The sequence below is a fragment of the Bradyrhizobium sp. HKCCYLRH3097 genome, assembly GCF_051167875.1.
Classification (GTDB): Bacteria; Pseudomonadota; Alphaproteobacteria; order Rhizobiales; family Xanthobacteraceae; genus Bradyrhizobium.
In genome coordinates this window covers 430,185-453,434 of the sequence record NZ_JBNPTX010000003.1, presented here as the reverse complement: position 1 = coordinate 453,434, position 23,250 = coordinate 430,185, and the positions used below count along the sequence as shown (strand labels likewise).

General features: G+C 66.3%; 20 protein-coding genes. 2 read left to right on the top strand and 18 right to left on the bottom strand.

All coding sequences use genetic code 11. The features are described 5' to 3' along the window. Positions 1-629: 629 nt before the first annotated feature. The 6 genes from ACQR0U_RS11055 to ACQR0U_RS11030 all read right to left on the bottom strand — a co-directional run bounded on the left by ACQR0U_RS11055 (position 630) and on the right by ACQR0U_RS11030 (position 9,443). Positions 630-2,009, bottom strand: coding sequence for a M16 family metallopeptidase (locus tag ACQR0U_RS11055; RefSeq protein ID WP_316187668.1), 1,380 nt, complete (start codon positions 2,007-2,009; stop codon positions 630-632). Next, entirely contained in the window at positions 2,009-3,394 is a 1,386-nt protein-coding gene (locus tag ACQR0U_RS11050) for a M16 family metallopeptidase (RefSeq protein ID WP_316226210.1), read from the bottom strand. Before ACQR0U_RS11050 ends, ACQR0U_RS11055 begins: the two co-directional genes overlap by 1 nt. Before the next feature lie 167 nt (positions 3,395-3,561). Beyond that, positions 3,562-4,227 (bottom strand): hypothetical protein, encoded by a 666-nt coding sequence (locus tag ACQR0U_RS11045; RefSeq protein WP_315713662.1) that lies wholly within the window; start codon positions 4,225-4,227, stop codon positions 3,562-3,564. Positions 4,228-4,429: 202 nt separating this feature from the next. Continuing rightward, entirely contained in the window at positions 4,430-4,927 is a 498-nt protein-coding gene (gene lspA, locus ACQR0U_RS11040; protein WP_434844961.1) for a signal peptidase II, read from the bottom strand. 192 nt (positions 4,928-5,119) lie between these two features. Next, entirely contained in the window at positions 5,120-8,134 is a 3,015-nt protein-coding gene (ileS, locus tag ACQR0U_RS11035) for an isoleucine--tRNA ligase (RefSeq protein WP_434844962.1), read from the bottom strand. A gap of 328 nt (positions 8,135-8,462) precedes the next feature. Then, positions 8,463-9,443: a bifunctional riboflavin kinase/FAD synthetase gene (locus ACQR0U_RS11030; RefSeq protein WP_434844963.1), complete on the bottom strand. Its 981-nt coding sequence runs from the start codon at positions 9,441-9,443 to the stop codon at positions 8,463-8,465. Between the two features lie 267 nt (positions 9,444-9,710). Here ACQR0U_RS11030 and ACQR0U_RS11025 point away from each other — a divergent pair, with 267 nt between their 5' ends. Continuing rightward, on the top strand, positions 9,711-10,106 hold the full coding sequence (locus ACQR0U_RS11025) for a response regulator (RefSeq protein ID WP_006613531.1): 396 nt from the start codon (positions 9,711-9,713) through the stop codon (positions 10,104-10,106). Between the two features lie 69 nt (positions 10,107-10,175). Here ACQR0U_RS11025 and ACQR0U_RS11020 read toward each other — a convergent pair whose 3' ends face one another. The 10 genes from ACQR0U_RS11020 to uvrC form a co-directional block, all read right to left on the bottom strand. Next, positions 10,176-11,030 (bottom strand): TIGR01459 family HAD-type hydrolase, encoded by an 855-nt coding sequence (locus ACQR0U_RS11020; RefSeq protein ID WP_315713614.1) that lies wholly within the window; start codon positions 11,028-11,030, stop codon positions 10,176-10,178. A gap of 15 nt (positions 11,031-11,045) precedes the next feature. Continuing rightward, a complete protein-coding gene (locus ACQR0U_RS11015; RefSeq protein ID WP_434872147.1) occupies positions 11,046-12,584 on the bottom strand; it encodes an EAL domain-containing protein in 1,539 nt (512 codons plus the stop codon). A gap of 316 nt (positions 12,585-12,900) precedes the next feature. Continuing rightward, complete coding sequence (locus ACQR0U_RS11010) at positions 12,901-13,461, bottom strand: phage holin family protein (protein ID WP_316201699.1); 561 nt, start codon at positions 13,459-13,461, stop codon at positions 12,901-12,903. A gap of 455 nt (positions 13,462-13,916) precedes the next feature. Further along, entirely contained in the window at positions 13,917-15,260 is a 1,344-nt protein-coding gene (locus tag ACQR0U_RS11005; protein ID WP_315754462.1) for an aspartate aminotransferase family protein, read from the bottom strand. Positions 15,261-15,566: 306 nt separating this feature from the next. Beyond that, positions 15,567-16,532 carry a 50S ribosomal protein L3 N(5)-glutamine methyltransferase gene (prmB, locus tag ACQR0U_RS11000; protein WP_434872146.1) on the bottom strand — a complete coding sequence of 322 codons (966 nt, stop codon included), beginning with the start codon at positions 16,530-16,532 and terminating at the stop codon, positions 15,567-15,569. Continuing rightward, positions 16,532-16,996, bottom strand: a complete 465-nt coding sequence (locus ACQR0U_RS10995) for a molybdenum cofactor biosynthesis protein MoaE (protein ID WP_434872145.1) — start codon at positions 16,994-16,996, stop codon at positions 16,532-16,534. The genes prmB and ACQR0U_RS10995 overlap by 1 nt, the downstream gene beginning before the upstream one ends. A gap of 19 nt (positions 16,997-17,015) precedes the next feature. After that, entirely contained in the window at positions 17,016-17,267 is a 252-nt protein-coding gene (gene moaD / locus ACQR0U_RS10990; RefSeq protein ID WP_316171652.1) for a molybdopterin converting factor subunit 1, read from the bottom strand. Continuing rightward, positions 17,264-17,905 carry a CDP-diacylglycerol--glycerol-3-phosphate 3-phosphatidyltransferase gene (pgsA, locus tag ACQR0U_RS10985; protein ID WP_315754456.1) on the bottom strand — a complete coding sequence of 214 codons (642 nt, stop codon included), beginning with the start codon at positions 17,903-17,905 and terminating at the stop codon, positions 17,264-17,266. The genes moaD and pgsA overlap by 4 nt, the downstream gene beginning before the upstream one ends. A gap of 255 nt (positions 17,906-18,160) precedes the next feature. Further along, complete coding sequence (locus ACQR0U_RS10980) at positions 18,161-18,496, bottom strand: GIY-YIG nuclease family protein (RefSeq protein ID WP_315754454.1); 336 nt, start codon at positions 18,494-18,496, stop codon at positions 18,161-18,163. A gap of 208 nt (positions 18,497-18,704) precedes the next feature. Further along, complete coding sequence (gene uvrC, locus ACQR0U_RS10975; protein ID WP_434843198.1) at positions 18,705-20,768, bottom strand: excinuclease ABC subunit UvrC; 2,064 nt, start codon at positions 20,766-20,768, stop codon at positions 18,705-18,707. A gap of 243 nt (positions 20,769-21,011) precedes the next feature. Here uvrC and ACQR0U_RS10970 point away from each other — a divergent pair, with 243 nt between their 5' ends. Then, positions 21,012-21,647 carry an outer membrane protein gene (locus tag ACQR0U_RS10970; protein ID WP_316184146.1) on the top strand — a complete coding sequence of 212 codons (636 nt, stop codon included), beginning with the start codon at positions 21,012-21,014 and terminating at the stop codon, positions 21,645-21,647. 257 nt (positions 21,648-21,904) lie between these two features. Here ACQR0U_RS10970 and ACQR0U_RS10965 read toward each other — a convergent pair whose 3' ends face one another. Both ACQR0U_RS10965 and ACQR0U_RS10960 read right to left on the bottom strand, forming a co-directional pair. Then, positions 21,905-22,120, bottom strand: a complete 216-nt coding sequence (locus ACQR0U_RS10965) for a cold-shock protein (RefSeq protein WP_006612991.1) — start codon at positions 22,118-22,120, stop codon at positions 21,905-21,907. Positions 22,121-22,372: 252 nt separating this feature from the next. After that, positions 22,373-23,233, bottom strand: coding sequence for a 23S rRNA (adenine(2030)-N(6))-methyltransferase RlmJ (locus ACQR0U_RS10960; RefSeq protein ID WP_434843197.1), 861 nt, complete (start codon positions 23,231-23,233; stop codon positions 22,373-22,375). Positions 23,234-23,250: the final 17 nt, after the last annotated feature.

The following is a 23,250-nucleotide window of genomic DNA, read 5'->3' as shown; positions in this document are numbered from 1 at the left end:
GCGCATGATGCTTGCGCATCAGCGCGTGATACCAGCATCGGGGTATCAGGACGCTGCGACTTCACGTCCGCAAGACATCGTTCGTCCGCGTCCTCGTGAGAAGACGCTGCGATCTCTCGCGGCCACCGCTCCCCGCCTCGCGTGTCGTGACGATCGCGCGCAACGCCCCTCCGCAGTGAGACGGGATGGGCGGATCAAATCATGAATTCCGAAAAATAGCAAGAATATTATTTTTATCGGAAGTCATCGCGCGGTCCTCCCGCGCTCCTCCCGGGCAAGCCGTCAGCGACGCGAAGCCTGGCTGACGGCGCCGACTCGGGACCCATTCGCCGCAGCCGAGGTGGGGCGGCAGATGCCAATGACCAAGCTGCCTCAAACATCGCCCTGGGGGTATGGGTCCCGGCTCAAGGCCGGGACGACACTGTTTTTGTGGCGCCAGCGGTGGTTGGCCACGATCGTTCGTCATGGCCGGGCTTGTCCCGCCTGCGCGGCCGAAGCCGCTTCGGCGCAGCGAAGGCCCGGCCATCCACGTGGCCCAGCGTCCTCGGAACGACGTAGATGCCCGGGACAAGCCCGGGCATGCCGAGCAACTAACAACGTGCTCGTAGGAGAGAAGCTCCGCGCCCCGCTCAGTTCGTCTTGGTCACCGGGGCCGTGGCCGGCGCCTGGGACGGTTCGGCGGCGGCCTGCGGGGTGCGGCCGACGACGGCCGTGAGCAGGCCCTGGCTCCAGAGCTGCTTCGCCGCCTTCTTCGCGTCGTCCAGGGTGACGGCGTTGACGATCTCGCTGCGCTTCTCGATGTAGTCGATCGGCATCTTGTCGAGCTGATATTGCAGCATCGCCTGCGCCAGCTTGGAGGAGGTGTCGAGCGCCAGCATCTGCGAGCCGTTGATGTAGGACTTGGCCTCGTCGAGCTCCTGCTGGGTCGGGCCTTCCTCGGCCATGCGGCGGATCTCCTGCTCGACGGCCGCGATGGTCTCGCCGGCGCGGTCGAAGCGGGTGGCGGTGTTGCCGATGAACAGCGCCGAATGATCCATCCACAGCAGCGCGTCGTAGACGGAGTAGGCGAGGCCGCGCTTCTCGCGCACCTCCTTGTAGAGCCGCGACGACAGGCCGCCGCCGCCGAGGATGTGGTTGACCACATAGGCCGCCATGAAGTTCGGGTCGTGGCGGCGGATGCCGGGACCGCCGAAGGTGATCACGGTCTGCGGCACGTCGAGCGGCACGAGCGCGCGCTGCGGCGGCATGGTGGCGACGACGTCGGGCACCGGCGTCAAGGTGGCCTTGGCCGGCAGGCTGCCGAAGGTCTGATCGAGGAGCTTGCCGAGCGTGGCCGGGTCGACGTCGCCGACAACCGCGACCTTCAGCGTGTCCTTGGCGAGCACGCGGCCGACATAGGCCTTGAGATCGTCGACGGTGATCGTCGGCACGCTGTCCAGCGTGCCGTTGGCCGGACGGCCGTAGGGGTGGTTGGGGAAGGCAAGCTCGAGGAACTTGCGGCCCGCCAGCGAGCTCGGATTGGTGGTCTCGCGGCGCAGGCCGGAGATCACCTGCGAGCGGATGCGCTCGACGTCGGCGCTGTCGAAATGCGGCGAGGTCAGCGCGGTGCGCAGCAGCTCGAACGCCTCGTCCTTGTTGTCGCGCAGCATGCGCAGCGAGCCGCGGAATTGATCGCGCGAGATCTGGAAGCTCAGCTCGATGGCGCGGCGGTCGAGCCGCTCGTGGAAGGTCTTGGAGTCGAGATCGCCGGAGCCTTCGTCGAGCAGGTCGGCCACGAGATTGCCGACGCCGGGCTTGCCTGCGGGGTCCTGCGAGGCGCCGCCCTGGAACGCATATTCCATCGCGATCAGCGGCACGGTGGCGTCCTGTACGAACCAGGCTTCGATGCCGCCGGGCGACACCAGGTGCTGGATCTTGGTCGCCGCGTGGGCGGCGGGAACGATCGTGAGCGCGGCGGCGCCGACGGCGAGAACGCAGGCGAAGCGGCGGGCGAAGGTCATTGTGTTCATCACGACCGCTTCTCCTCGCGCTTGGCCGCATTGTCCTTGATCAGATAGCCGGTGACCGAGCGCTTCTTCTGCAGCCAGGTCTGCGCCGCGGCGCGCACCTGCTCGGCGGTCACGGCACGGATGCGGTCGGGCCAGCTCCGGATGTCCTCGATGCTCAATCCGGTGGTGAGGCCGCCGCCATACCAGCGTGCCATGGTGGCCTGGTTGTCATTGGCGTAGATCGCCTCGGCGATGAGCTGCGTCTTGACGCGTTCGAGATCCTCGGCGCGGACCGGGTTTTGCGCGATCTCGGCGATGACGCTGTCGACGACAGCCTCGACCTGGGCGAAATCGACGCCCGGACGCGGCGCGACCGCGATCGAGAACTGGCTCGGATCGAGCGACGTGCCCTGATAGGACGCGCTGGCATTGACCGCGAGCGGCTTGTCGACGACCAGCGCACGGTAGAGATAGGAGTTGCTGCCGCTACCCATCAGTTGCGCCAACACATCCAGCGCGGCCGACTGCCCGGGGGCCGCGGTGGTGGCCGAGGGCACCAGATAGAAGCGGCGCATCGAGGGCTGCTCGACATGCGGGTCGGCCAGCGTGACCGTGCGCGGCGCCACCGGCTCGGGCTCCTGCGGCCGCAACCGGCGCGCGGGGATGTCGGGTTGCGCGGGAATCTTGGCGAAGGTCTGCTCCACGAGCGGGCGCACTTCCTTGGCGTCGGTGTCGCCGGCGATCACCAGGATGGCATTGTTGGGCGCGTAGAAGCGGCGATAGAACGCCAGCGCATCCTCACGGCCGAGCTTCTCGATCTCCGGCCGCCAGCCGATCACCGGGCGGCCATAGGGGTGGTTGACGTACAGCGCCGCCATGATCTGCTCGTTGAGGCGGGCTTCCGGGGAGTTGGCGACGCGCATGTTGTACTCTTCGAGCACCACGTCGCGCTCGGGCAGCACGTTCTCGTCCTTCAGCACGAGGCCGGTCATGCGGTCGGCCTCGAACTCCATCATCTTCGGCAATTGATCGCGCGGCACGCGCTGGAAATAGCCGGTGTAGTCGACCGAGGTGAAGGCGTTCTCATTGCCGCCGATCTTCAGCACCGTCTTGGAGAACTCGCCGGCGGGATGCTTCTCGGTGCCCTTGAACATCAGATGTTCGAGGAAGTGCGCCAGGCCCGACTTGCCGGGCGTCTCGTCGGCGGAGCCGACCTTGTACCAGATCATCTGCGTCACCACCGGCGTGCGGTGATCCTGGATCACGACGACCTGCAGGCCGTTGGGGAGGGTGAAGCTGGCGGGGGGCTCGGAGGCGAACGTCGTTTGCGCCGAAGCGCCGGCCGTGAACGCGATGAGGGAGACGAGCGCGGCGGCGACGGATTTGAACCGGTGCGAGGACATCATGATCCTTCTGAAGGCCCGCGGGGAGGGGCGATCGGGTTTGAGCGCAGCATGCTACATCGCGCCGGACGGCGCCCGGCGTCACAAAACAGCGACATCGTGCCGCCGCGAGACATTAAATTTCGCTAACGCCAGCGAAGCCGGCATCTCCGGGCGAACGGCTGCCGCCGTCACCGTTCCTTGCCGGTCATGATGTCCAGCTGCTTGCCGCCGATCGGCTCCTGCTTGCCGGTGCCATAGGCATAGCTCGGCGACGGCGTCTGATAGCCCGGCGGCGGCTGGGTCAGGCTCTCGCGCTGCGGCTCGCTGGTGAACGGCTTGGTTTCGCTGTCGCTGCCCTTGAACATGCCGAACAGGCCGCCTTTGAAGCCGAGCTGCGACGGGCTCATCATCGGGTTGTTGGCCACGCCGGGCTGAATCGGCTCAGTCGGCTTGGCGGCGGCCGTCCGCCCCATCTTCATCTCGGCCGGGGTCAGCGGACGGGCCGCATTGACCGGATCCCTGTTTTCCTTCTTGCGCGCGGCGGCAGCGGCCCGGCGTTGCTGCTCGTCGGGGTCCTTCGGCCAGTTTGGCGCGGTCGCCTGCGCCGCGGCGGCGGGCGGCGGCAGATCGAGCTTGGGCGGCACCACCAGGGGCGACCGCTCGCGGTATTCGATGGAGGGCGTCTCCATGTTGGTGCCGCCGAGACCGCGCATCAGATTGTCGATGATCTTCTCTTCGAAGGTCTTGTCGTCTTCCTCGTCGTCCTGGGCACGGGCGGCGCCGGCGGCCATGACGAGGCCAATGCCGAGCGCAACGGCGGACAGCCGCAGGACGCGAATGGCCGCGTGGGTCATGATCCGGCCGCTGACTTCGGTCTTGCGCATGGCTTTCCCTGTCCTCGCTTGTCCAGTGCTCGTGCTCCGACGAACCGGCCGCGACCCACCGATTGCGATCCTCGATTCGACGGGGGGCCGTCCAGGCATCGCGCCGATCTCGAAAACGTGAAGATCATCAGGCTCTTGACCCAGGATCGGCACCGGCCGGTATCGACCCGGATCAGGGCGCTTTTGCGGCGGGGGCCCCGAAGAAGGAGTCATATAGCAGGCCCGCCACCCCGGCAACGATCGCCACGTCGGCCATGTTGAAGATGTACCAGTTGTAAACCGTGCCGCCGATCTGGATGTGGAACAACGCGAAATCGACCACCGCGCCATAGGCCAGCCGGTCGATGCCGTTGCCGATGGCGCCGCCGATGATCAGGCCGAGCGACGCCGTCGCCAGCTTGCTTTCCGCACGCGCCATCCAGATGGCGAGGGCGATCACCGCGACGGCCTTCACCGCCATCAGTCCATATTGCGCCAGCGTGCTCTCACTCTGCAGCCAGCCGAAGCTGATGCCGATGTTCCAGGCGAGGTAGAGGTCGAAGAACGGGGTGATCTTGACGGTGCCGCGGTTGGGCAGGTCGAACACGTACAGCAGCCACAGCTTGGAGGCCTGGTCGATGACCAGGGTGGCGAAGCCGGCGATGAGGCCGAGGTGGAGGCGGGGGGTCATGGGGTGAGCGCGATCATGCCAAGCAACTCGCGGCAAATACCGCTGTCGTCCCGGCGACCGCCGGGACCCATACCGCGTGATGTGTGTTGGCGGAGAAAGTCTGGGTCATCGTCCTTCGTCAACATGAACGCCGGTGGTGATGGGTCCCGGCGTTCGCCGGGACGACAGTTGTGGGTGTCGCGCGATCACGCGTCACATACCGACCCCGAGCGCCTTCCACTCGCGCAGCGCCTTCGCGTCGCGCGGGGAAACGTCCGGGTACTCAGGGTCGTCGCCGACGCTCTCCAGGATCTTCCAGGAGCGGGCGCACTTCTTGCCCACGGCCTTCTCGACGACGACCGCCACGCCCGGCACCGCATCGAGCCGGAACGCATCGGCCGGGGCGTCACCTTCGCGGACCTCGTAGTTCGAGGTGATGCAGACCTCGGCGAGATCGGTGTCGAACAAGGTGCCGAGCAGCGCGCGGTCGGCGACGTAGATGACCGGCGAGGCTTCGAGCGAGGAGCCGATGGTCTTGGCGGCGCGGGCGAGCTCCAACGCGCCGGTGACGACGCGCCTGACGTTACGGATCGTCTCCCACTTCGCGGCAAGCGCATCGTCGCGGTATTGGTCCATCGCCTCCGGGAACAGCGTCAGATGCACCGACGGCTCTGCGTCGGGCCTGTACATCCGCCAGGCCTCGTCGGTGGTGAAGGACAGCACCGGCGCCAGCCATTTCAGGACGGCATCGCAGATCAGGTCGATCGCGGTCAGCGCCGCCTTGCGCGCCACCGACGACGGCGGGTCGCAATACAGCGTGTCCTTGCGGATGTCGAAATAGAACGCCGACAGCTCCGTGTTCATGAACGCAGCCAGGCTCGCGATCACGGTCTTGTAGTCGAACGCGGCGTAGGCGCGGCTGATGACCTCGGCCTGCTGCGAGAGCTGATGCAGCATCAAGCGCTCCAGCTCCGGCATGTCGGCAAACGCCACGGCGTCGCTGCGCTTGTAGTGATGCAGGGTGCCGAGCATCCAGCGGATGCTGTTGCGCAGCTTGCGGTAGGTCTCGATGGTGTTCTTGAGGATCTCCGGGCCGATGCGCTGGTCGTCGGCATAGTCGGTGGCGCAGACCCAGAGGCGCAGGATGTCGGCGCCGGACTCCTTGATCACCTTCTGCGGCTCGACGGTGTTGCCGAGCGACTTTGACATCTTGCGGCCGTTCTCGTCGAGCGTGAAGCCGTGCGTCAGCACGACGTCGTAAGGCGCGCGGCCGCGGGTGCCGCAGCTCTCCAGCAGCGACGAGTGGAACCAGCCGCGGTGCTGGTCACTGCCTTCGAGATACATCACCGTGTCCTGGCCGCCATCGACCTTGCGCCTGATGCCGGCGAGGCCGGGGAAGTGCACGGGGTCTTCGAGCACGAAGGCGTGGGTCGAGCCGGAATCGAACCAGACGTCGCAGATGTCGTCGACCTTGTTCCAGTCCTCGTTGGCGCGGGACCCGAGGAAGCGCTCGCGTGCGCCGTCGGCGTACCAGGCGTCGGCGCCTTCCTTGGCGAAGGCCTCAGTGATGCGGGTGTTGACGGTCTCGTCCTGCAGGATCTCGGCGGAGCCGTCGCCGGTCTCGCGCACGAACACGGCGATCGGCACGCCCCAGGCGCGCTGGCGCGAGATCACCCAATCCGGACGGTTGGCGATCATGCCGGTGATGCGGTTCTGGCCGGCGGCCGGCACCCATTGCGTGACCGAGATCGCGCGCAGCGCGCGGGCACGCAGCGTATCCCCGGACTTCGCCTGACCTTGGTCCGCGATGTCCTTGTCCATCGCGATGAACCATTGCGGCGTGTTGCGAAAGATCACCGGCTTCTTGGAGCGCCAGGAATGCGGGTACTGGTGCTTGAGCCGGCCGCGCGCGAGCAGCATGCCGGCATCCGTCAGCGCCTTGATGACGGCCTCGTTGGCGTCGCCCTTCTCGCCCTTGTCGTTGATGACGCGTTTTCCTGTGAAGCCCGGCGCGTGGTCGGTCAGCGCGCCGTTCTCGTCGACGGTGTAGGGGATGGTGGTTGCGATGCCCCGGCCGTCGAGCTCGCGGGCATGCGCCATCCAGACGTCGAAGTCCTCGCGGCCGTGGCCGGGCGCGGTGTGCACGAAGCCGGTGCCGGTGTCGTCGGTGACGTGGTCGCCGGGCAGCAGCGGGACGACGAAATTATAGCCGCCGGCGAGACCTTTCAGCGGATGGGCGCATTCGACGGCGTCGAGCGTGTCGCCGGGGATGTCGCGCAGCTTGGTGTAGCTCGTGACGCGCGCCTGCTTGAACACGCTGTCGGCCAGCGCGTCGGCCATGATCAGCTTGTCACCGGTCTTGGCCCAATTGTCTGCCGGCGCGTCCGCGACCTCATAGAGGCCGTAGGCGATCTTCGGCGAGAACGAGATGGCGCGGTTGCCGGGCAGGGTCCAGGGCGTGGTGGTCCAGATCACCACCGAGGCGCCCGCGAGCGCGCCATGCGCCGGCGACGTCACCGGAAACTTCACCCACACCGTGTCGGACTGATAGTCCTCGTACTCGACCTCGGCCTCGGCGAGCGCGGTCTTCTCGACCACGCTCCACATCACCGGCTTGGAGCCGCGATACAGCGTGCCGTTGGCGGCGAACTTCATCAGCTCGCGGGCGATCTGCGCCTCGGCCGGATAGGTCATGGTGGCGTAGGGATGGTCCCAGTCGCCGATCACGCCGAGCCGCTTGAACTCCTCGCGCTGCACGTTGAGCCAGTGGTCGGCATAGGCGCGGCATTCCTTGCGGAACGCGACCATGGCGGCGGAGTCGCGGAAGTCGGGCTTGGTCTTGCCCTTCTTGCGGTAGTTCTCCTCCTCGATCTTCCACTCGATGGGCAGGCCGTGGCAGTCCCAGCCGGGCACGTAGTTGGAATCGTGGCCGAGCATCTGCTGGCTCTTGGTCACGACGTCCTTGAGGATCTTGTTCAGCGCGTGCCCGATGTGGATGTTGCCGTTGGCATAGGGCGGGCCATCGTGCAGGACGAATTTCGGCCTGTTCTTGGCGGTGTCGCGCAGCTTGCCGTAGAGGTCGATGTCGCTCCAGTATTTCAGGATCTCCGGCTCGCGCTGCGGCAGGCCGGCGCGCATCGGGAATTCCGTCTGCGGCAGGTAGAGGGTCTTGGAATAGTCCTTGGCGTCGGATTTTTGGGCGTCGGGCTTTTGCGGCTTTTCGGACATCGTGATCTGGCTGGCTGAGAGATGAGGCGCTGAGACGCGATTTCGATCGCGGGCGGCGGAACGAGCAGAGACATCCCGGTCTTGCGCCGAGCTCAAAGCTCAGGCGGAAGCCGGGCCGCTAATGCCGATGATGCGCCGTATCAACATGGGGCCTCCTCATAGCAGCCGGACTGCGGAATCGCAAAGCGATCCTACGGCAGCAGCGCTGCGGGATCGTCGTTCAGCGTCATTCCGGGGCGATGCGCTGGCATCGAACCCGGAATCTCGAGATTCCGGGTTCAGCCCTGGCGGGCTGCCCCGGAATGACGTCACCGATGGAGCAGGAGGATCAGCCGATCTCGCCGAGCCGGGGGAAAAGGCCGGGATGGGCCGCCAGCAAAGCGCGGGCCCTGGCGCTGTCGTCGTCCATCTGCCGGATCAGGGCCTCGATCGAGCTGAATTTGGCCTCCTCGCGGATGAAGCCGATGAAGGCGACGTCCAGGACCTCGCCATAGAGGCTGTCCTTGAAGTCGAACAGGAAGGTCTCGAGCAGCGGCGCGCCGTTGTCGAAGGTCGGCCGGCGGCCGAAATTGGCGACGCCGTCGATCAGCACCCGCTCAGCGCCGCGGCCGCGGCCGACCCGGACGGCATAGATGCCGTGGCGCAGCCCGCAATCGCGATCGAGCCGCATGTTGGCGGTGGGGTAGCCGAGATCGCGGCCGCGCTTCTCGCCGTGGATGACCTCGGAGCTCACGAACCAGGGGCCGCCGAGCATCGCGGTCGCCTCGCTGACCTGGCCCTCCGCCAGCGCTTCGCGGATCGCTGTGGAGGACACCGGCCGCTCGTCGATGTCGACATGGGCCTGGATGTCGACCTCGATGCCGAGCTTGGGGGCCTCGTTGGCGAGCAGGCTGGGCGAGCCGACGCGGCCCTTGCCGAAATGAAAGTCGTAGCCGACCGCGATTCCGGCGATCCCGAGCCGCCCGATCAGGTCATGGTGAATGAAATCCTGCGCCGAGGTCTGGGCGCGGCCCTTGTCGAAGGCCATGACCACGGCGCCGGCAAGGCCGGTTCCGGCCAGGAGTCGCAGCTTGGCGGTCTCGTCGGTCAGGCGGAACTGCGGGGTATTGGGGCTGAAGAAGCGCCGCGGATGCGGCTCGAAGGTCAGCGCCAGCGCCGGGCGCCCCTTGGCCTTGCCCATCTCGATCGCCGCCTCGATCACGGCCCGGTGACCGAGATGGACGCCGTCGAAATTGCCCATCGCAACCACCGCGCCCTTGAGGATGTCCGACGGCGGGGTGGAATCGCGGATGATCTTGAAATCGAGCATGTGACGGAAATATCTCGCGGATTTCGGTGGGCTACCGGCGGACGGTGGTTGCCGTGACGGTGGGCGGCCGGCCCCGCGAAGTCAAGCCGAAGGGGTTCCTCCGCTCATGCAGCGCAGCAATAGCGACATGCAGCCGCAGCGCAGTTAACGCGCTGTTTAACGGCTGATGCTACTGCTGAAAGCGGATGGCGGGGTCGGTTACGACCCGTGCCGCATGAGCTTTTTTGTAACAGTCTGCGCGTTGTGTTCGCGTCTGGGGGAGTCAAGATGGCGGTTGATTTGACGATGCCGGTGCTCGTCGTCGACGATTACAGCACCATGATCCGTATCATCAGGAATCTTCTCAAGCAGATCGGTTTCGAGGACATCGACGATGCCAGCGACGGCTCGATGGCCCTCAACAAGATGCGCGCCAAGAAATACGGCCTCGTGATCTCCGACTGGAACATGGAGCCGATGACCGGCTACGACCTGCTCCGCGAGGTCCGCGCCGATCCGAACCTGGCGACCACGCCGTTCATCATGATCACGGCGGAATCCAAGACCGAGAACGTGATCGCGGCCAAGAAGGCCGGCGTGAACAACTACATCGTCAAGCCGTTCAATGCCGCGACCTTGAAGACCAAGATCGACGCGGTGTTCCCGGACATGGCGACGGCCTGACGCCCGCCTGATCCACTCCAACGAAAGACGCCCGGCACTCGGCCGGGCGTTTTGCGTTTCAGGATCCGTTCACCACTTCAATTCGCGCATCAGGGCGCGCGGCGGATGGCCGAACAGCTCCTTGATCGAGGCCGGGTCGAGCTGCTCGACGCCGGCGAACTCCTCGGAATGGATGCCGCGGGTCACGAACAGGCAGTCGATACCGAAGCCGTGCGCGCCGGCGAGATCGGTGCGGACGGAATCGCCGATCGCCAGCACCTCCTCGCGCGCGACCGGCCGGCCGGCGTGCTGCTCGGCCAGCATCATGGCCCGCTCGTAGATTGGCCGGTGCGGCTTGCCGTAGAAGATCACCTCGCCGCCGAGCTCGCGGTAGAGCTCGGCGATGGCGCCGGCGCAGTAGATCAGCCGGTCGCCGCGCTCGACCACGATGTCCGGATTGGCGCAGATCAGCGGCAGCTTGCGCTCGCGGGCGCGCAGCAGCATCGGCCGGTAGTCCTCGGCGGTCTCGGTCTCGTCGTCGTAGAGGCCGGTGCAGATGATGTAGGACGCTTCTTCGAGCGGCGACAGCGCCAGGTCGAGACCGCGATGAATGGAATTGTCGCGCTCGGGGCCGAGCCAGAACACCTTGCCGCCGGGATGATCGGCCACGTAGTGGCGGGTCAGGTCGCCGGAGGAGACGATGGCGCTGTAGACCTCGTCGGCGACGCCGAGCTTGCGCAACTGGCGCTGGACCGAATCGGCCGGCCTGGGTGCGTTGGTGATCAGGATCACCGTACCGCCCTGGCGGCGAAAGTGGTGCAGCGCGTCGCAGGCGTCGGGGAAGGACTCCAGCCCGTTATGGACCACGCCCCAGATGTCGCTCAGCAGCACCTGCTTGCGGCCGACCAGATCGCGCAGCCGCTCTTCGAAGCGGAGAACGGTCATGGCAGCCGGCTGATCTCAGAGGGTCCCGGCGGCACGGCGGGCGAGGGCGGCATTGCCGCTGCGCGTCGGAGCATTGGTGTGTGACGCGTCGAGAGAGGTGGTGCCGGCGGCATTGGGGTCCTGAATCTTGATGTCCTGCCCGCCCGATGGGCCGGCGGCGGCCTCGCCGGTAGCAGATGCGCCCTCGGGTCGCAATGGGCGGGGCGGCGCGAACAGGAAGCCCTGGCCGAAGCGGACGTCGTAGTCGAGCAGGTCGACGACGCTGTTCTCGCCTTCGATCCGCTCGGCGATCAGGTCGATGCCGAAGCGGCCGAGCAGATCGGAGAGATCGGTCGGGTGAATGTCGGAGGCCGAGCTCTGCTTCGGGTCGAGCAGCAGCGCGGCCGGGACCTTGATGAAGCGGACTCCGCGATCGGCGAGCTCGCGCGGCTCGAACCGGAGGTCGGTGACATGGTCGATCGAGAAGCGGTAGCCGCGCTGTGCCAGGGCCGCGAGATGCTCGGTCCCGGTCGGACCGAGGCTGCGAAGGGTCGACTGCTTGAATTCGAGCACGAAGGACGGCGCCAGGGCGCGATTCGCTTCGAGGAAATCGAGGCATTGTGAAAAGTTTGCAGGGCTGCTGAGGGTCGCCGAGGAGATGTTGCAGAAGATGCCGACGTCCTTGTTGCGAACCATCAGACGGCGCAGCACCTGGACGCAGCGAAGCAGAACCATGTGGTCGATGCGCCCGACCAGGCCGGCGGCTTCCGCGATGCCGATGAAGTCCTCGGCCGCAACCACCTGGTCGCGCTCGTCGCGAAGCCTGGTCACCGCCTCGTAGAAGCGCACCTTGCGCTGTGGCAGCGTCACCAGCGGCTGCAGATAGATGTCGAGGCGGTTGTCCTCGATCGCGCCTTTGACGGCGGCGAGGATCTGCGGCTGGCTGCGCGGCACGGCCGTGACCGCCGGGGCCTGCGGTTTGGGCGGCAGGGGGGCGGCAGCCGGTGCCGCGCTGAACGTGCCGGAGGTCTCGGCCACCTTCTGCTCGACGCCGCGCGACGGCACCGCGTTCATCTCGAGCGCGCCGCTGGAGGAAGCGGCGGCCGGGAGCGGGCGATCGGCGTCGCGAACCGTGCCGGCCCCAGCTCCCGGCGGTGTTGCCGGCGGGATGGCCGCGATCAGGTCCTCGTGCTGGGCCACGGTGACGGCGAGCTGCTTCATCAGTCCGCCGAGCTCGTTGATCTCGCCGATGACCCCCTGCAGGCGATCGGCGCTGACCGAGCTCGACGACACGATGCGTCCCTCCACCGCCGACAGGCGGCGGCCGAACTCGGCGACCTGACGCGCGAGGTCGGCGGTACCGCGCGACAGATCGGCGATCTGGCTGCCGATATCGGTGCGGTCGCGCAGTCGCATCGATACGGCATTGTAGAGAATCAGGAACGTCAGTGCGGCGAGCGCGACGATCGCGGATTCCGAGCCACTGATACCGGCCACTGAATACAGGATCAGGCCGAGCGAGGCCGCGACCAGAACCATACAAATGGCAACGAAAATCGTGGAGATACGGATCATGCTTGGCGACGCTCCCAACCGAACGCAACCTTAGCACTTCTGTTGATTCGCGAGGATAGTGGGCGGGATTCAAATACCGGGAGACGCCGATGATTTCTCGTCTGCGTGTCATTTACGCAAGTTCACGCGGGAAAGCTGAGTGTCATCGTAGTGTTGCCGATCCGTAGAACACCGGGGGAAGCGCTTCGCGGATTCCAGACATGTTTAGACATGCGCGCGGTGCCATGAGCTGATCAACGCGTGTTGCTGAGCAGCTCAATTGAGCCGGTGATTCTTCGATGTCCGTCGAACCGCGCCTGCCGCTGTCCGGGCAGGCTCACGTGCTGCGGTGACGTCTGCGCAGGGCGGCCACGCCGAGCAGGAGTGCCGCAACGGCGACACCGACGGGCACGTTGATCCGTCCGAGTGCGCCCGCAACTCCGCTCGCGTGATTCGTGGAGGTCGATGACGGTGCCAAGGGGATGGTGTCGGGATCGATCTCGTCCGCGTCGGGTTCCCGGGCCACGGGCGCTGCGATCGCCACGCGCAACCGGCTGGAGAGCGACGGATAGTGCGGCGAAGGGCTGCGGAGCTTGACTGCCGCGACGATCGCGCAGATCGCCGCCAGCGCGACCAGGATGCCGCCGACAACCGCGAACGCGGTGAACAGGCCGTAGGTCATTTCCACCCAGCGGAACAGCGCGGTCAATCCGACGATGCAGGCGGCGATCAGGAAGATGCCCGCGGTGGCGAACAGCCCGGCGGCGACGGCGTAGGACGTCACCGTTCCGGTGGCCTGCCGGGCGCGATCCCGAATGTAGGATTGGGTGGCGCGCTTGACGCGGTTGAGCCTCTGTTCGAGCCCCAATCGCAGCAGCTCTCCTGGCGGTGCAAGCATGCGCGTCCTCCGACAATCCGCTCGCCGCGCGCAAACCGCCGGCTCGCGACATGAACGTGGAGGATTTGCGAAGGTTCCCGGCAATCAGGCGTGCCGTTCTGCGGCAATCCTTGCAGGGCAAGCTATTTGCGATCGGGGATGCTCTCCCGCACGCCGGGTAGGAGCGGACTTCATAAGGTGATGGCGGCACATGACCGATGCGGAGCCAGAGCGAGACCGTATGAATAGCTATGCCAACCAACGTTATTCCGGGGCAAGGCCGCAGGCCTTGAACCCGGAATCCCGATATTGTCTCGCGTCCCTTCCCAACAAGTACGAGATTCCGGGTTCAATCGCCAACGCGTGGCCGCGTTGACGATTGCCCCGGAATGACCGCTGCTGGGAAGCAGTCCAGATAAGGAAATGGCGGCCACCGGGGCCGCCATTGTTGTTGGCTGACGATGTCCGCGCGCGGCTTACGCCACGGCCTTGATGACCTTGCCGACCTTCTCGATGATTTCGCCGACCTGATCCTCGCTGACGATCAGCGGCGGGGTCAGCGCCAGCGTGTCACCGGCGATGCGCAGCATCAGGTCGTTGTTGTGGAAGGCGGTCTCCATCGCGGAGTAGCCGCGCTTGCCAGCCGCGTCGGGCAGCGGCGCGAGGTCGATGCCGGCGGTGAGACCAACCGTGCGGATGTCCAGCACGTTGGGCAGGCCCTTGAGCGACATCACGGCGTCGGCGAATTTCGGCTCGATCGCGCGGGCGTGCTCGAACAGCTTGTCGTCGCGATAGATGTCGAGCGTGGCGAGGCCGGCCGCGCAGGCGATCGGATGCGCCGAGTAGGTGTAGCCGTGGGTGAACTCCACCATGTGCTCGGGGCCGCTCATGAAGGCGTCGTGGATGGTGTCGCGCACCAGCACGCCGCCCATCGGTGCCGCGCCATTGGTGACGCCCTTGGCGAAGGTGAGAAGGTCAGGCGTCACGCCGTAGCGCTCGGCGGCGAAGGCGTAGCCGAGGCGGCCGAAGCCGGTGATGACCTCGTCGAAGATCAGCAGGATGCCGTGCTTCTGGGTGATCTCGCGCAGCCGCTTGAGATAGCCCTTCGGCGCCGGGATCACGCCGGTCGAGCCGGCCATCGGCTCGACGATCACGGCGGCGATGGTGTTGGCGCCGTGCAGGTTGACGAGGTTCTCGAGCTCGTCGGCGAAGTGCGCGCCATACTCCGGCTCGCCCTTGGTGAAGGCCTGCTTCTCGCGGTCATAGGTCGCCGGGATGTGGTCGACGCCGGTCAGCAAGGTGCCGAACAGCTTGCGGTTGTTGACGATGCCGCCGACCGAGGTACCGCCGAAGCCGACGCCGTGATAGCCGCGGACGCGGCCGATCAGGCGGGTGCGGCTGCCCTGGCCGTTGATCTGGTGATAGGCGAGCGCCATCTTCAGCGCGGTGTCGGCTGCCTCCGAGCCGGAGTTGCAGAAGAACACGTGGTCGAGGCCGGCGGGCGCGAGATCGGCGATGCGGTTGGCCAGCTCGAACGCCTGGGGAATGCCGAACTGGAACGGCGGTGCGTAGTCGAGCGCCGCGGCCTGCTGGCCGATCGCCTCGGCGATCTGGCTGCGGCCGTGACCGGCGTTGCAGCACCACATGCCGGCGGCGGCGTCGATGATCTTGCGGCCATCGACGGTGATGTAGTGCATGTCCTTGGCACCGGCGAGCAGGCGCGGGTTCTTCTTGAAGGCGCGGTTCGCGGTGAACGGCATCCAATGCGCGGCAAGATCATTCGGAACGGTGACGGCGGGGCGGGGGCTCTTGTCCAGCATGGGGACCTCTCGGACGGTTGTGCGACGGCGGCAGCATGATCCGGAAAGGTGGCGAACCGGTGCCAGAAAAGCTTGCCGAAACGGATCGTGCTTGATGGGCCTGAATGCGTGCGCCGACGTTGTCAGCCGCTGATCCGGGCCGACGCCAAGCTATCAGCTTCGCGGACGGACGGAAATGTCAAAGGTCCAGCGTTCCCGCTGCCCTGGTGAGCGGATTCTGCACAGCAGCAGCAGATTGTGCCGCATATTGGAAGTCGCTGCGTCATTTCGCGCCAACCGCGCCGGCGTGCCTCGGGCCGCCGCGTCTCAGACGAGATCGCGCGCGGTGATCCAGAACACCTCGCCCTCGGAGTCCTCGGTGTCGAGCCAGAGCAGCGGCAGGTCGGGATAGGCCGCCTCGATCTGCGGACGGTCGCGCCCGACCTCGCACAACAACCCTCCCTCCGCAGTCAGATGGTCGCGCGCCTGGCTGAGGATGCGATGGATGATGTCGAGCCCATCGGTGCCGCCGTCGAAGGCCAGCGCCGGCTCGGCGCGGCATTCCCGAGGCAGGCCGGCCATGCCCTCGGCGTCGACATAGGGCGGGTTGGTGATGATGAGATCGTAACGGCGCTGGCTGAGCGGTGCGAACAGGTCACCGCGGTGCAGCGAGATGCGCTCGCCGAGGTCGTAGTCGGCGACGTTCTTCGCCGCAACTGCGAGCGCATCCTTGGAGATGTCGACGGCGTCGATCACCGCATTGGGGAAGTGGCGGCTGGCCAGGATCGCCAGGCACCCGGAGCCGGTGCAGAGGTCCAGCACGCTGTCCACGGCCAGCGGATCGTCGATCAGCGAGGTGCCGTCGGCTTCGGCGCCGCCGAAATGCGTCTCCAGCAGCTCGCCGATGAACGAGCGCGGCACGATGACGCGCTCGTCGACGTAGAACGGCAGGCCGCGCATGTAGACCTTGTTGACCAGATAGGCCGCCGGCTTCCTCGTGGTGATTCGCGCCGTGATCAGGTCGAGGATCGTCTTGCCTTCGGCCGTGGTGACCCGGGCCGTGACGAAGCTCTCGAACTGATCGGGGCGCAGATGCAGCGCCTCGCCGATCAGGAAGGCGGCCTCCGACACCGGATCGGTGGTGCCGTGCGCAAACACCAGATCGGCGTTCTGGAAGCAGCTCACCGCGTAGCGCAGGTAGTCGAGCAGGCTCGCCAGCTCGCCCGCATTGACCTTCGGCAGCCTCAGTGCCGCCGCCTTGCGCGGCGCTACCGTCTTGACCTTCTTCGCCATCACGACTTCCAGCGCGCCGCGGCGGCATCGTCGTGGCTCTTGGCCTCGACCCAGCTGCCGCCGTTCTCGGTTTCCTCGCGCTTCCAGAACGGCGCGTTGGTCTTGAGATAATCCATCAGGAACTCAGCCGCCTCGAACGCCGCCTGACGGTGGCTGGATGCGGTCACCACCAGCACGATGTTCTCGCCCGACCGTATCCGGCCGAAGCGGTGAATCACGGTCATGCCCTGCAGCGGCCAGCGCGCCATCGCCTGCTCGGCATGGCGCATGATCTCGGCTTCCGCCATCCCTGGATAGTGCTCGAGCGTCAGTGCGCTGATCGGCGTGTCATGGTCGTTGCCGCGACACAGGCCGGAGAAGCTGACGACGGCGCCGATGTCGGTGCGGCCATGGCTGAGGGCCGCGATCTCGGCCGCGGTGTCGAAATCCTCTTGCTGCACGCGGACGGTGACGATCGCGGTCATGGACAGATATTCCGTTACGTCAGCCGCCGGTCATCGGCGGGAAGAACGCGATCTCGCGGGCGCCGGCGATGGCCGCATCCGGCTGCACATGGGTCTGGTCGATCGCGGTGCGGATCACCTTCGGCTTCTCGAACGCATAGGCGTAGCCCTCGCCGCGCGTGGTGAGCCAGGCGATCAGCTCGCTGACCGTGCGCACGTCCGCCGGCGGCTCGACCGTCTCCTCGGCCTTGCCGACGCGCTCGCGCACCCAGGCGAAATACTTCACCTTCATCGCGAGTCCGCCTCGATGAGATGGTGAATGCCGGCGCGGAAATAGTCGTAGCCGGTGTAGATGGTGAAGACCGCCGACAAGCCGAGCAGCCAAATTCCGATCCCGCTCACGATCGGGCCAACGGCCGTCGAGATCTGGGCGACCGCCGCATCGCCGGCCTCGCCCGCGAGCAGGAAGCCGATTGCCACCAGTTGCATCGTGGTCTTCCATTTGGCGACCTTGGTCACCGGCACCGAGACGCGCAGCGCGGCGAGATATTCGCGCAGGCCCGACACCAGGATCTCGCGGCACAGGATCACGATGGCCGCCCACAGCGACCAGTTCTGGATGGTGCTGTCGGCGGCCAGCATCAGCAGACAGGAGGCGACCAGAAGCTTGTCGGCGATCGGATCGAGCATACGGCCGAATGCCGATTGCTGGTTCCAGATCCGCGCGAAATGACCGTCGAGATAGTCGGTGATCCCAGCCGCAATGAACACTGCGACGGCGACCCAGCGGAGCCACAAAGGATACATCCAGACCGACTGCGCGTAGATGCAACCGACCACGACCGGTATCGCGGCGATGCGCGTATAGGTCAGGATGTTCGGCAGGGACGTCGACGTCTTGCTGGGCACGCGTGTGGTCGCAATATTCATCCGGTGTACCAATACTGCCGCGGTTCGGACGTCAACCTCCGAGCCGAGCCGCTTCGGCAGGATGACGCAGATATGACGCTGTTCGCAACGAAGTCTTGCGGAGATAGGAACTCTTGCGCATGCGGCAACGCGACCCGCAACGCTTCATTAAGCAACCGGACGCGGTCGCGCCAGTGCGCAGATCGGCGGGCGCGACGCACGGCTGGGACCTTGTTGCGGTGCAGTGACGGCTGCGCGAAGGCTTGAGCGAAAGCCTCAGATCGCCTCCGCGCCATGCACCGCGCACCAATGCGCCTGGCGTTCCGCGAACACGCGGTCGCGCACATAGGTCAGCGTTTCGTCGTCGAAGGTCTCGATCACCTCCAGGCTGAACGACCCTTCGCCATGGGCGGCCCAGGCCGCCTGCAACCCGCCGCGGCGGTGGCCGCCCTGGCGCAGGGTGAACCACAGCCGGTTCTGGATTTTGTCGAGATCCGGCGCGCAGCCGACCCAGCGCTGGCCGGTGGCGGCGCAGGTCACGGCGAAGATGCCCGCAGGGGTCTTGCGTTCCTTGTAGGCGGCCACAGCCGCCTTGCGTTGATCGGGGGTCATGATGGGGTTCCGGATTTTCATCCGGGTGTATATCTGATAATTACGCCCGGGTAAAATAATTTCTTCGCCCGCACCTGAGGATGGCCAAGCCCGCGGCCCCTCCACGTCATTCCGGGCTCGCGCTATGCGCGCCCCGGAATGACGGGTGGAGGGAGCCGGGCTCAAGTTGGATCGCAGCGCGGACGTTCGCCGGATCGGCGAGCTGGGCTCAGGTCGCGTTGCTGTGGAAGTATTCAAAAATCTTGCGCGCGCTCTCCGCGCTCACGCCGGGGACCTTGCCGAGATCGGCGATCGAGGCGCGCTCGATCTCTTTCAAGGTGCCGAAATGGTGCAGCAGCGCGCGCTTGCGCGACGGGCCGATGCCGGGGATCTCCTGCAGGCCGGCCTCGCGGATGTCCTTCTTGCGCAGCTTGCGGTGTGAGCCGATGACGAAGCGATGCGCCTCGTCGCGCAGCCGCTGGATGAAATACAGCACGGGATCGCGCGGCTCGAGCTTGATCGCCTCGCGCTCGGGGATGAACAGCGTCTCGCGGCCGGCGTCACGGTCGGGGCCCTTGGCGACCGACATCAGCGCGACATTGGTGACGCCGAGCTCGGTGAAGATCTCGCGGACGGCATTGAGCTGGCCGCGGCCGCCGTCGATGATGACGAGATCCGGCCATTGCGGCACGTCGTCCTCCTTGGCCGCGCGGGCGACATCCTTCTCCGACGGTGACACCAGCCGCTTGAAGCGGCGCTGCAGCACCTCCTTCATCATCGCGTAGTCGTCGCCGGGCGTCAGCCCTTCCGACTTGATGTTGAACTTGCGGTACTGGTTCTTCATGAAGCCGTCGGGGCCGGCGACGATCATCGCGCCGACCGCGTTGGTGCCCTGGATGTGGCTGTTGTCGTAGACCTCGATGCGCCGGGGGATCTGCGGCAGGCCGAGCGTCGTCGTCATCGCCTCCAGCAGCCGGCTTTGCGTTGCGGTGTCCGCGAGCTTGCGGCCCAGCGCCTCGCGCGCATTGGTCAGCGCATGGATGACGAGGTCCTTCTTCTCGCCGCGCTTCGGGCAGGACACCTCGACCTTGTGGCCGGCCTTGACGCACAGCGCCTCGGCGAGCAGCTCGGCTTCCTCGATCTCGTGCGACAGCAGGATCAGCTTCGGAGGCGGCTTGTCGTCGTAGAACTGCGTGATGAACGCCGACAGCACCTCCTCCGGCAGATAGCTCTTCTCCGCACGCGGGAAGTAGGCGCGGTTGCCCCAGTTCTGCCCGGTGCGGAAGAAGAACACCTCGACGCAGGAATAGCCGCCCTCCTGGTGGATGGCGAACACGTCGGCTTCCTCGACCGTGCGCGGATTGATGCCCTGCTGCGAGGAGATCGCCGACAGCGCCGCGAGGCGGTCGCGATAGACGGCGGCAGTCTCGAATTCGAGCTCGCCTGACGCCTTCTCCATTTCGGCCGCCAGCAGCGCCTTCACCGCCTGGCTGCGTCCGGACAGGAAATCGGTCGCCTCGCGCACCAGCTCGGTGTAGCCGGGGAAGTCGATCTCCTGGGTGCAGGGCCCGGCGCAGCGGCGGATCTGGTGCAGCAGGCAGGGGCGGGTGCGGCTCTCGAAGAACGAGTCGGTGCAGGAGCGGATCAGGAAGGCGCGCTGCAGCGCCGTGATGGTGCGGTTGACGGCACCGGCCGAGGCGAACGGACCGAAATAGCGCCCCGGCCTGGACTGCGCGCCGCGGTGCTTGAGGATCTGCGGCGCCCAATGGTCGCCGGTGATGAGAATATAGGGAAACGACTTGTCGTCGCGCAGCTGCACGTTGAAGCGCGGCTTGAGCTGCTTGATGAGGTTCGCTTCGAGCAGCAGCGCCTCGGTCTCCGTGGTGGTGGAGACGATCTCGACCGTCACGGTGGCTGCGATCATGCGCAGGATGCGCGCCGGCAGCGGCGCGTTGGCACGCGCATAGGACGACAGGCGCTTTTTGACGTTCTTGGCCTTGCCGACATAGAGCACGTCGTGCGCCGCGTTGAGCATGCGGTAGACGCCCGGCGAGGTCGGCGCCAGCCGCACCGCGTTCTCGATCGCCGCGTGGCCGATCGCAAGCGGACCTTCGCCGACCGCCTCCAGGCTCTCCTCGGCCAGCTCCGGCAGCCGGCCGTCATCGTCCTCGTCCGCAGCCGATGCGGCGGGATCGAGGTCGGGCGTGTCGATGGTCTCGGGCGGCAGGTCGGCCGCGCCACGCCGGCTCGGGGGCGTCGGCGCCTTGGGTGGATCGGAGCTGTGGGTGGTCATGTCCGCAAACTAAGCGCTGCCGCGCCGTCTCGCCAGCTTGCGATGGCGCCATGCACAGGGCAGGGCGGTAACGCTTCGTTAAGCACGTTAATGGCCGGGTAACCCGGCTTAACAACGGCTTAACCTAAAACTCTCGATAAATGCTCACGAAAGAAGCGAGAGTTCCGTAACCACGCCGGCCCGCGCACCACAGTCGCGCGGCGCAGGCTCCGGCGGGTGACGGCGAGTGGCGTGGAGTGAGCGATGAACAGGTTCTTGGTCGGTGCTGCCGCCGCGGCGGGCTTGGGCGCGGCGGCTCTCGGATCGGTCTCGGCCCAGGCGGCGGATCTCGGCTACGGGCGCGGCGCGCCCTATACCGTGAACCAGCCCCTCAACGCCTACAGCTGGGCCGGGCCCTATCTCGGCGGCACGCTGGGCTATGAATGGGGCACCGTGGGCAACAACCCGACCAAGCCGTCCGGTCTCACCGGCGGCGTGACCGCGGGTTACAATTGGCAGAACGGCCCGTGGGTGTTCGGCGCCGAGGGCGACATCAACCTGACCGGCGCCAACGACACCTTCGCGCCGTGGAAGTTCTCGAACCCGTGGTTCGGCACATTGCGCGGCCGCGCCGGCTACGCCTTCAACAACATCCTGTTCTACGGCACCGGCGGCCTCGCCTTTGGCGGCCTGCGCGCCGAGACCTTCGGTCTTTCGGAATCGCACACCACGGTCGGCTGGACGCTCGGTGCCGGCACCGAGTTCGGTCTGGCACAGAACTGGACCGCCAAGATCGAGTATCTCTACGTCGATCTCGACAGCAGCAATTTCGTGATCACGGGGGCGAAGAACGACTATCGGTTTGGAATTGTGCGCGCAGGCATCAACTTCCACTTCTGATGGCAACGAGGGAATAGGAAGAAGAAACGTCCAACGACAACCTCCCGGCCGCTCGCGCGGCCGGGATTTTTTTTGTCGGAGCGCTCTGTGCAATCTGGCAGGCGCGCATCATTGCGCGCGGCCTGCACGTACGAGCCGGCAATGCTGTGCACGCGAGCAGGCGCTGCCGACAGCTTCCAAACCAACGAAGGGGTGGCGTCGAGGCGCGCCCGGCTGCAATCATGCCGGCGCGTGAACCACCGCCAGGCGGGCTCGCCCTAAGACGACAGCACCAAGTTGACCGCTTTCGGGCCCTTGCCCTTCTTGTCCGGCTCGACCTCGAAGCTGATCCGCTGTCCTTCGGTCAGGTCCTTCAGGCCCGCGCGCTCCACCGCCGTGATGTGCACGAACACGTCGCGTCCACCGTCGTCCGGCTTGATGAAGCCGTAGCCGCGTTCACCGTTGAAGAACTTGACCGTCCCAGTCATGGCCATCGGGAAACTCCTCCCCCGCAATGCTTCCTCCACTGCGCGCCCTGCGCAGCGTCCGACCGGACATCACTTTGATCGGAAAGCGTTGGCCACCTTAACGCCCAGCGCTCGCCGCGCCGGATCGCCGGATCTTGTTAGGCCTTGATCACCCCGCCGCAACCATTCGCGGAAGCGGAACGTAAAGCCAGTCTTACAATCGGACACAATAATACGGTTCCGTGCCGATTGACTACGGCTTTTCGACCAGTCGCCGTTTCAAGCTTTGGGGAATTCGAGTCGGAAGCGCGCCGCGCCGCCCTGGCCGAGGGGCTTCTGCAGTTCCTGTAGGATGAGCTTCAGCTCGTCATGTAATGTCCAGGGCGGGTTGACGATCAGCAGCCCGGTCGAGGTCAGGGCCTCGCCTTCGATCTGCGGCGCAACACTGAACTCAATCCGCAGCACCTTGCCCGGCGGCTTGGCCGCGGCTGCGAGCGCCGCGACACGATCGCTCAGCTCTTCCGTCGCACGCCGGCTCTTGGCGGGATACCACAGCACGTAGATACCGGTGGTCCACTTCGCGAAGGCCGCGGCGAAGCGATCGGCGAGCCGCTCGAACTCATCCTTCGCCTCGAACGCCGGATCGATCAGCACCACGCCCCGGCGCTCGTTCGGCGGCACGAAGGCGGGCAGGGCGACCCAGCCGTCGAGATCGACGACGCGGGCCTGGGTGTCGCGGCGCAACTGATCGATCAGCTGCTTGCGGGGGATCGGCGCGAGCTCGCACAGGGTCATGCGGTCCTGCGGCCGCAGCAGCGCGCGCGCGATCAGCGGAGAGCCGGGATAGGCGATGAGCTCGGCCTTCGGATTGAACGATCTGATGATATCGAGATAGGGCGACAAGAGTGCATAGGCCTGCTCGGAGAAGCGCGCCTGCAGCACGCGAGCGACGCCGGTGAGGAACTCGCCACTGCGGATGGCCTCGTCGCCGGTGAGATCGTACAGGCCGGCGCCGGCGTGGGTGTCGATCACCCGGAACGCAGCGGGCTTCTCCTGGAGGTAGACCAGGATGCGCGTCAGCACGATGTGCTTGATGACGTCGGCGAAGCCGCCGGCGTGGAAGGCGTGTCGGTAGTTCATGCCGCCCGGGTTACGCC

What these genes read in the sequence shown, in the direction of transcription:
- ACQR0U_RS11020 (WP_315713614.1), bottom strand. Translation starts at nt 11,030, where the DNA reads ATGACCGTTCTCCGCTTCGAAGAGCGGCTGCGCGATCTGGTCGGCCGC.
- ACQR0U_RS11030 (WP_434844963.1), bottom strand. Translation starts at nt 9,443, where the DNA reads ATGCTCGATTTCAAGATCATCCGCGATTCCACCCCGCCGTCGGACATC.
- ACQR0U_RS11025 (WP_006613531.1), top strand. Translation starts at nt 9,711, where the DNA reads ATGGCGGTTGATTTGACGATGCCGGTGCTCGTCGTCGACGATTACAGC.
- moaD (WP_316171652.1), bottom strand. Translation starts at nt 17,267, where the DNA reads ATGAAGGTGAAGTATTTCGCCTGGGTGCGCGAGCGCGTCGGCAAGGCC.
- ACQR0U_RS11050 (WP_316226210.1), bottom strand. Translation starts at nt 3,394, where the DNA reads ATGATGTCCTCGCACCGGTTCAAATCCGTCGCCGCCGCGCTCGTCTCC.
- uvrC (WP_434843198.1), bottom strand. Translation starts at nt 20,768, where the DNA reads ATGACCACCCACAGCTCCGATCCACCCAAGGCGCCGACGCCCCCGAGC.
- prmB (WP_434872146.1), bottom strand. Translation starts at nt 16,532, where the DNA reads ATGGCGAAGAAGGTCAAGACGGTAGCGCCGCGCAAGGCGGCGGCACTG.
- ACQR0U_RS11055 (WP_316187668.1), bottom strand. Translation starts at nt 2,009, where the DNA reads ATGAACACAATGACCTTCGCCCGCCGCTTCGCCTGCGTTCTCGCCGTC.
- ACQR0U_RS11045 (WP_315713662.1), bottom strand. Translation starts at nt 4,227, where the DNA reads ATGACCCACGCGGCCATTCGCGTCCTGCGGCTGTCCGCCGTTGCGCTC.
- ACQR0U_RS10970 (WP_316184146.1), top strand. Translation starts at nt 21,012, where the DNA reads ATGAACAGGTTCTTGGTCGGTGCTGCCGCCGCGGCGGGCTTGGGCGCG.
- ACQR0U_RS10980 (WP_315754454.1), bottom strand. Translation starts at nt 18,496, where the DNA reads ATGACCCCCGATCAACGCAAGGCGGCTGTGGCCGCCTACAAGGAACGC.
- ACQR0U_RS11010 (WP_316201699.1), bottom strand. Translation starts at nt 13,461, where the DNA reads ATGCTTGCACCGCCAGGAGAGCTGCTGCGATTGGGGCTCGAACAGAGG.
- pgsA (WP_315754456.1), bottom strand. Translation starts at nt 17,905, where the DNA reads ATGAATATTGCGACCACACGCGTGCCCAGCAAGACGTCGACGTCCCTG.
- ACQR0U_RS10960 (WP_434843197.1), bottom strand. Translation starts at nt 23,233, where the DNA reads ATGAACTACCGACACGCCTTCCACGCCGGCGGCTTCGCCGACGTCATC.
- ileS (WP_434844962.1), bottom strand. Translation starts at nt 8,134, where the DNA reads ATGTCCGAAAAGCCGCAAAAGCCCGACGCCCAAAAATCCGACGCCAAG.
- ACQR0U_RS10965 (WP_006612991.1), bottom strand. Translation starts at nt 22,120, where the DNA reads ATGGCCATGACTGGGACGGTCAAGTTCTTCAACGGTGAACGCGGCTAC.
- lspA (WP_434844961.1), bottom strand. Translation starts at nt 4,927, where the DNA reads ATGACCCCCCGCCTCCACCTCGGCCTCATCGCCGGCTTCGCCACCCTG.
- ACQR0U_RS10995 (WP_434872145.1), bottom strand. Translation starts at nt 16,996, where the DNA reads ATGACCGCGATCGTCACCGTCCGCGTGCAGCAAGAGGATTTCGACACC.
- ACQR0U_RS11015 (WP_434872147.1), bottom strand. Translation starts at nt 12,584, where the DNA reads ATGATCCGTATCTCCACGATTTTCGTTGCCATTTGTATGGTTCTGGTC.
- ACQR0U_RS11005 (WP_315754462.1), bottom strand. Translation starts at nt 15,260, where the DNA reads ATGCTGGACAAGAGCCCCCGCCCCGCCGTCACCGTTCCGAATGATCTT.